The organism is Mesorhizobium sp. (assembly GCF_005063415.1).
In the GTDB taxonomy this organism is placed as follows: domain Bacteria; phylum Pseudomonadota; class Alphaproteobacteria; order Rhizobiales; family Rhizobiaceae; genus Mesorhizobium.
Map to the genome: position 1 here is coordinate 22,336 of NZ_SUEG01000015.1, position 7,265 is coordinate 29,600.

Consider the following 7,265-nt stretch of genomic DNA (forward strand, 5'->3'; position numbering starts at 1 on the left):
CGCTGCACACTTTTGCGCGACATGCATTAGCGGGTTGCCGGTTCCGCGGCGCCTTCGCGGATGTCCGATCCGCCGCCATAACTGCTCAGTGGCCTCGCCATGGCGTCGGCAGACGATCTTGTCGATAGCGGCATTGTCGCAATTTTCCCCAAGCCCTGAAAACCGCAAGGCTGCAAGCTGTGGCGGCAATGTTCCGGCGCCGACCGGGCATTTCACAACCCGGCGCTTGCGGCAGGTGGGCGCGACAACGGTCCGCCGGGGCTGCGCCGGGCAGTTGAGTTCGTCTATTGGCAACGAAAGGCAGTATGACGATGACGATTTCTCCGTTTCTGGCCGCTCTCGGATCCGAAGGTCCGCCAACCGATCGAGCGAAAGACATGGCCCTGTATGGATGGCTAATTGGAAGCTGGGAAATGGACTCGGTCCACTACCTCGACGACGGCACAATCCAGAAATGGGATGGCGAATGCCATTTTGGCTGGGTGCTCGAAGGCCGCGCGATTCAGGACGTTTGGATCAGGCCCAAGCGCCCTGCGCCGTCGACGATGTATGGCACGACCTTGCGCATCTTCGATCCTGGGATCGATGGCTGGCACATCATATGGAACGACCCGCTCAACCGGGATCACTCGCGCCAGATCGGCCGGGCCGAGGGTAAGGACATTGTCCAGCTCGGCAATGACTCGCGCGGTCTGAAAACTCGATGGCGTTTCACTGAGATCACTGCCAACAGCTTCCATTGGATCGGCGAGGAAAGATCTTCCGAGAGCGATCCTTGGCAAATCACGTATGAACATTTAGCCCGCCGAACAAAACCCTGACGCTGGACTAAACACTTAGCTGGCGTCTGAACGATGAGGGCAGCGCCGAGTCTGAATGGCATTGTAGTGCCAGCGACCCATCTCCTCACAGGCAATCGAGCGGAAATTTCAGATAGCGCCGCCCGTTGGATTCCGGTTCCGGCAGGCGTCCGCCATTCATGTTCACCTGCAGCGCGTGCAGGATCAGCCGCGGCATCGGCAACGTCCTGTCGCGGGCTTGGCGGAGCGCGACGAAGTCGGCTTCCGTCTTGCAGCCGGCAACATGGATGTTGCCGGCTTTCTGCTCCGCGACCGTGCTTTCCCAGCGCGCTTCGCGGTCACCCGGCTGGTAGTCGTGACCGACGAACAGACGTGTCTCGTCCGGCAGTGCCAGAATATCCTGGATCGAGTGCCAGAGCCGCTCGGCGCTGCCGCCGGGAAAGTCTGTCCTTGCGGTGCCGCTGTCCGGCATGAACAGCGTGTCGTGGATGAAGGCGGCATCGCCGATGACGTAAGTTATCGAGGCCAGTGTGTGGCCCGGCGAAAACAGCACTCTTGCCGGAAGGCCGCCGACCGAAAAAGTCGCGCCGTCGGCGAACAGCCTGTGCCATTGCGAACCGTCGGCGGGGAATTCCGGCCAGTTGTAGATCACCTTCCACAATTTCTGGACGTCAACGACCTTTTCGCCGATTGCCGTCGGCGCTCCGGTTCTCCCCCTCAGATAATGGGCGGCGGAGAAATGGTCGGCATGCGGATGCGTGTCGAGGATCCACTCGACCTCCAGCCCGCTTTCCCTGACGAAGTCGAGCAGGGCGTCGGCGTTTTTCGTTGCCGTTGCACCGGACCTTTCGTCGAAATCGAGCACCGGATCGATGATGGCGCATTTGCGAGACGCCATGTCCGCGACCACATACTGGACGGACCCGCTCGGCTTGTCATAGAAGCCGGTGACCTGCGACCTGGCCGATAATGCGTCCAATCCCAGCCTCCTTCGCCCCTCACCACGGCAGGAAGGATTTTCTCCGCCACGGCAAATTAAAGGCATGGTTGTCCGTCAACCAGGCATCGTCAAGCACCCCATGCTCACACGGCCAGGAAAACCAAAAATTCTCTGTGCCGCCTCTGCCTGCTCAGGCAGAAGGCTGCTTGGTTTTCCTGAGATATGGCAGGATCGTCTCATAGGCGCCGAAGCGCTTGATGGCATCCTCATTCGAGACGGCAGCGGTGATGATGACGTCCTCGCCCTGCTTCCAGTTCGCCGGCGTCGCCACCTGGTGCTTGGCGGTCAGCTGCATGGAATCGATGGCGCGCAGGATCTCGTCGAAGTTGCGGCCCGTCGTCATCGGGTAGGTGAGAACCAGCTTGATCTTCTTGTCGGGTCCGATGACGTAGACCGAACGCACCGTGGCATTGTCCGCGGGCGTGCGGCCTTCCGAGCTCTCGCCGGCACCCGCCGGCAGCATCTCGTAAAGCTTGGCGACCTTGAGATCCTTGTCGCCGATCAGCGGGTAGTTCACCGAATGGCCGGTCGCGATCTTGATGTCGTTCTGCCACTTCCCATGGCTTTCGACGGGATCGACCGAGATGCCGATGATCTTGACGTTGCGCTTCCTGAACTCGCCTTCGAGCCCGGCCATCGTGCCGAGTTCGGTCGTGCAAACCGGCGTAAAGTTCTTCGGATGGCTGAACAATACCGCCCAGCCGTCGCCGATCCATTCATGGAAGCTGATCGGTCCTTGCGTGGTCTCGGCGGTGAAGTCCGGTGCGATATCGTTGATGCGGAGGCTCATGACATGTCCCTACCTTGTGAGTGCAGATCGCAGCCGGCGTTGACCGGCGCTGCTTTTGCCTTTCTACCACTCCGGCGTCATCCTTCAAACGGCTGTTGCGCCGGCATCAAGGCCGGCGGCGAAATATTTTCATTGCTTCTCGGCAAATGCAGCAGGAATCTTCGCTGCGCTGGCTCAGGCTTTGCTCACTGCCAGCGTCGTCGCCAGGTCTTCCATGCGCTGGGCCAACGCGCCAAGCGCCCCGGTCAGCACGGAATCGTTCTTGTCGGCCTTGGTCAGTGCGTCGTCGCGCGTCTTGCGCAGCGTCAGCACTTCGCTTTCCATGCCCTTGACCCGCTTTTGCAGTTCTGAAAGCTCGTCCATGACCATGATGCCGGCCATCACGGTCAGCCGCTGGTCGCCGATCTCGCCAAAAGAATCCTTCAGATGCGAGACATAGCGATCGAAGCGCTCTGCAAGATCGATCAGATGCTCTTCCTGGCCCTCGTCGCAGGCCATCCGGTACTGCTTGCCGTCGATCGAAACCGTGACTTGTGCCATTGGCCTACCTGTCCAGTACCGCGCGGATGGTTTCCATGGCTGTCACCAGCCTTCGCGACACTTCCTTGTTGGCATCTTCCAGCCGTTCGGCACGAGCCTCGGAGTTGTCGAGCTCCTGCGCCAGCCGCGAGCGGTCGGCGTTCATCCGCTGCACTTCGGCCTCGGCTTCCGAATAGTCCCGCTCGTGCTCGAGCTTGGCCGCGACGGCGTTTTCCAGCCCTTCGATGGCCTTACCCAGCCTGGCAATGACTTCCTTGAGGGTCGTTTCCCCGGTCATGGCTTTCGTCCTGCGCCCTGCCCATCACCGAATCATCCACGTTCAGAACGCGTTATCCTTGAAACATTACGCGTCGTGTGAACCGCCCGTCAATAAAGCTGTCGCGACTGTCCCCTGCTAACGCTAATGTAAGTCGCGCATGGCCATCACAAGACCGGCAAAAGCACACCGATTTGTTGACTAAAAGGCCGCGCCTGCTATGTGTCGCGCACCCTTTTCAAGGGCTCTCCCAAGGCCCAAACCCCCATTTTGGAGGAAGCATGACCTCGCGCGAACAACATGACCGGATGGCCAATGCGATCCGTTTTCTCGCCATGGACGCCGTCGAGAAGGCAAATTCCGGCCACCCCGGGCTGCCCATGGGCTGCGCCGACATCGCCACGGTGCTGTTCACCCGCTTTCTCAAATACGATCCGAAGAACCCGCATTGGCCGGACCGCGACCGCTTTATCCTGTCGGCCGGCCACGGCTCGATGCTGCTTTACTCGCTGCTCTATCTGACCGGCTACGAGGACATCACCATCGACCAGATCAAGCAGTTCCGCCAATTGGGGTCGAGGACGGCGGGCCACCCGGAATACGGCCATGCCGCCGGCATCGAGACGACGACCGGCCCACTCGGCCAAGGCCTTGCCAACTCGGTCGGCTTCGCGCTCGGCGAGCGCATCATGAATGCCGCTTTCGGCAACGACCTCGTCGACCACTACACCTACGTGCTGGCCGGTGACGGCTGCCTGATGGAAGGCGTATCCCAGGAAGCCATCGCGCTTGCCGGACATCTGAAGCTGAACAAGCTGATCGTCTTCTGGGACAACAACAACATCTCGATCGATGGCCCGGTGTCGCTGGCCGACAACACCGACCAGGTCGCCCGCTTCCAGGCGTCCGGCTGGAACGCCAGCCATATCGACGGCCAGGACCCGGAAGCGATCGCCTATGCCATCGAAGCGGCCCGCCACTCCGACAAGCCGACGATGATTGCCTGCAAGACGACGATCGGCTTCGGCGCACCGACCAAGGCCGGCACCAACAAGGCGCATGGCTCGCCGCTCGGTGCCGAGGAAATCGCCGGCGCCAGAAAATTCTTCGGCTGGGATTATCCGCCGTTCGAGGTTCCGGCCGATATCCTCGACGCATGGCGTACCGCCGGGCGGACCGGCGTCAAGGCGCGCACCGACTGGGAAAGCCGCCTTGCCAAGGCCGACGCCCAATTGCGCGCAGAGTTTGAACGTCGCATCAGCGGCACGCTGCCGGCCAACTTCGACGCTGTCATTGGCGATTACAAGAAGAAGCTCGCGGCCGACAAGCCGAAGGTCGCCACCCGTAAGTCATCGGAAATGGCGCTGGAGGTCATCAACGGCGCCGTACCCGAAACCATCGGCGGCTCGGCCGATTTGACCGGCTCCAACAACACCAAGACCAGCCAGACCAAGAACATCACCGCCGACGATTACGGCCAGCGCTACGTTCACTACGGCGTTCGCGAGCACGGCATGGCGGCCGCGCTCAACGGGCTGACATTGCATGGCGGCATTATCGCCTATGGCGGCACTTTCATGTGCTTTTCCGATTATGCCCGTCCGGCGATGCGGCTTGCTTCGCTGATGGGCATCCGCTCGATCTTCGTCATGACCCATGATTCCATCGGCCTTGGCGAAGACGGCCCGACCCATCAGCCAGTCGAACATCTGGCAGCACTTCGCGCCATTCCAAACCACAATGTCTTCCGCCCGGCTGACGCGGTGGAAACCGCGGAATGCTGGCAGTTGGCCATTGAATCGGAAAAGACGCCTTCGACATTGGCGCTGACCCGGCAGAATCTGCCGACGGTACGCAACGACTTGGTTGCGGAAAACCTCTCCAGCCGCGGCGCCTATGAACTTGCCGCCGCCAGTGGCGAGGCGGCGGTGACGATCTTCGCTTCGGGCTCCGAGGTCGAGATCGCGCTGGCCGCCCGCGAGGCCTTGGAAAAGCACGGCCACGCGACCCGCGTCGTCTCGGTGCCGTGCTTCGAATTGTTCGACAAGCAGAGCGCCGACTATCGCAGCAGGACGATCGGCAACGCGCCGCTCAAGATTGCCATCGAAGCCGGCATCCGTCAGGGCTGGGATCACTTCATTGGCACCGACGGCATCTTTATCGGCATGACCGGCTTCGGCGCCTCCGGCACCATCGAACAGCTCTACCCGCATTTCGGCATCACCGCCGAAGCAACGGTGAAGGCGGCGGAAGCCCGTCTGCACGGCAAATGAAAGTGAGCCCCGCCCGGCAAAGGCTGGCATAGCGGTTTTGCCGGGCGGTGGAGTACTAATCGATTTAAATCCACGCCTCGGCGGCTGGATTCTTTGCCCGTCCGCCGTTATGAAGCTGCGGACTTGATCTTCGGCCTCCAACACCCAGGGAGAGAACAATGACCGTCAGAGTTGCCATCAACGGATTCGGCCGCATCGGCCGCAACATCCTGCGCGCCATCCATGAATCCGGCCGCAAGGATATCGACGTCGTCGCGGTCAACGATCTCGGCCCGGTCGAGACCAACGCGCATCTGCTGCGCTTCGACAGCGTGCATGGCCGCTTTCCGCATGAGGTGACGGTTGACGGCGACCAGATCATCGTCGGCAAGGAGAAATTCAAGGTCACCGCGATCAAGGATCCGACGCAACTGCCGTGGAAGGAGCTCGGCATCGACATCGCGCTCGAATGCACCGGCATCTTCACCGCTCGCGACAAGGCCGTCGCCCATCTGACCGCCGGTGCCAAGCGCGTTCTCGTCTCCGCTCCGGCAGAGGGCGCCGATCTCACCGTCGTCTATGGCATCAACCACGACAAGCTGACCAAAGACCACATCGTCATCTCGAACGCCTCCTGCACCACCAACTGCCTGGCGCCGCTGGCGGCCGTGCTGAATGAGGCTGTCGGCATCGAGAAGGGCATGATGACGACGATCCATTCCTACACCGGCGACCAGCCGACGCTGGACACCATGCACAAGGACCTCTACCGCGCCCGCGCAGCCGCGCTGTCGCAGATTCCGACCTCGACCGGTGCCGCCAAGGCCATCGGCCTGGTACTGCCCGAGCTCAAGGGCAAGCTCGACGGCATCTCCATCCGCGTGCCGACCCCGAACGTCTCGCTCGTCGATTTCAAGTTCATCGCCAAGCGGCCGACCACCGTCCAGGAGATCAATGACGCGGTGATCGCCGCCTCGAACGGCAAGCTGAAGGGCATCCTCGCCGTTACCCGTCACCCCAATGTTTCGATCGACTTCAACCACGATCCGCATTCCTCGATCGTGGCGCTCGACCAGACCAAGGTCATGGACGGCAACTTCGTTTCGGTGCTGTCGTGGTACGACAATGAGTGGGGCTTTTCCAACCGCATGGGCGACACCGCCGTCGCCTTCGGCAAGACCATCGCCTGATCGCAGAACCATCTTCTCGACCTGGAAGACGCCCGGCTCAGTCCGGGCGTTTTTCGTTGCAGCACCAACCGCCGAGGCACGCTCCGCTGCTCGGGGATGCCAAAACTTTCGACGATCGGCAGCGTGGGGCAAAAAGCCACGCTGCTGCCTTGCAGCGGCCATGTCTTCGCCCCACTCTCCCGTGATGCCGGAGCATATCGACTAGGGGCGACCAACGAATGGAGCATGGTATCTATCTGGTGACGCTCGTTGGCGCAGCTCTTGTCGTTGCCGCCGCGTTTTCGAGCCTGATCGCCTTCCGTTTCGGCGCCCCTCTCCTGCTGCTGTTTCTCTGCATCGGCCTCGCCACCGGAACCGACGGTCTCGGCATCCATTTCGACAATGCCCGAGTTGCTTATTTTGCCGGCTCATTGGCGCTGGCGGTCATCCTTTTCGAT

General features: G+C 61.3%; 7 protein-coding genes and 1 pseudogene. 4 read left to right on the forward strand and 4 right to left on the reverse strand.

Annotated elements, in window-relative coordinates; genetic code table 11:
- Positions 1–305: 305 nt before the first annotated feature.
- Positions 306–821 carry a hypothetical protein gene (locus E5W70_RS06760; RefSeq protein WP_292655601.1) on the forward strand — a complete coding sequence of 172 codons (516 nt, stop codon included), beginning with the start codon at positions 306–308 and terminating at the stop codon, positions 819–821.
- A gap of 85 nt (positions 822–906) precedes the next feature.
- Here the strand turns inward: E5W70_RS06760 and E5W70_RS06765 are convergent, their stop codons facing one another.
- The 4 genes from E5W70_RS06765 to E5W70_RS06780 all read right to left on the reverse strand — a co-directional run bounded on the left by E5W70_RS06765 (position 907) and on the right by E5W70_RS06780 (position 3,407).
- Positions 907–1,779, reverse strand: a complete 873-nt coding sequence (locus E5W70_RS06765; protein ID WP_292655603.1) for an MBL fold metallo-hydrolase — start codon at positions 1,777–1,779, stop codon at positions 907–909.
- A gap of 151 nt (positions 1,780–1,930) precedes the next feature.
- Positions 1,931–2,590 (reverse strand): peroxiredoxin, encoded by a 660-nt coding sequence (locus E5W70_RS06770; RefSeq protein WP_292655606.1) that lies wholly within the window; start codon positions 2,588–2,590, stop codon positions 1,931–1,933.
- 174 nt (positions 2,591–2,764) lie between these two features.
- Entirely contained in the window at positions 2,765–3,130 is a 366-nt protein-coding gene (locus tag E5W70_RS06775) for a cell division protein ZapA (protein ID WP_292655609.1), read from the reverse strand.
- Between the two features lie 4 nt (positions 3,131–3,134).
- Complete coding sequence (locus E5W70_RS06780; protein ID WP_006200774.1) at positions 3,135–3,407, reverse strand: DUF4164 domain-containing protein; 273 nt, start codon at positions 3,405–3,407, stop codon at positions 3,135–3,137.
- 260 nt (positions 3,408–3,667) lie between these two features.
- On the opposite strand from E5W70_RS06780, the gene tkt reads away from it, so the two are divergent.
- The 3 genes and pseudogenes from tkt to E5W70_RS06795 form a co-directional block, all read left to right on the forward strand.
- Positions 3,668–5,659 carry a transketolase gene (gene tkt, locus E5W70_RS06785; RefSeq protein WP_292655611.1) on the forward strand — a complete coding sequence of 664 codons (1,992 nt, stop codon included), beginning with the start codon at positions 3,668–3,670 and terminating at the stop codon, positions 5,657–5,659.
- A 158-nt stretch (positions 5,660–5,817) separates the two neighbouring features.
- Complete coding sequence (gap, locus tag E5W70_RS06790) at positions 5,818–6,828, forward strand: type I glyceraldehyde-3-phosphate dehydrogenase (protein ID WP_023678507.1); 1,011 nt, start codon at positions 5,818–5,820, stop codon at positions 6,826–6,828.
- Positions 6,829–7,046: 218 nt separating this feature from the next.
- Positions 7,047–7,265 (forward strand): annotated as a pseudogene (locus tag E5W70_RS06795) (potassium/proton antiporter); the annotation flags it as partial.

Coding starts and splice junctions, on each gene's coding strand:
- E5W70_RS06770 (WP_292655606.1), bottom strand. CDS start 2,590: ATGAGCCTCCGCATCAACGATATCGCACCGGACTTCACCGCCGAGACC.
- gap (WP_023678507.1), top strand. CDS start 5,818: ATGACCGTCAGAGTTGCCATCAACGGATTCGGCCGCATCGGCCGCAAC.
- E5W70_RS06760 (WP_292655601.1), top strand. CDS start 306: ATGACGATGACGATTTCTCCGTTTCTGGCCGCTCTCGGATCCGAAGGT.
- E5W70_RS06775 (WP_292655609.1), bottom strand. CDS start 3,130: ATGGCACAAGTCACGGTTTCGATCGACGGCAAGCAGTACCGGATGGCC.
- tkt (WP_292655611.1), top strand. CDS start 3,668: ATGACCTCGCGCGAACAACATGACCGGATGGCCAATGCGATCCGTTTT.
- E5W70_RS06780 (WP_006200774.1), bottom strand. CDS start 3,407: ATGACCGGGGAAACGACCCTCAAGGAAGTCATTGCCAGGCTGGGTAAG.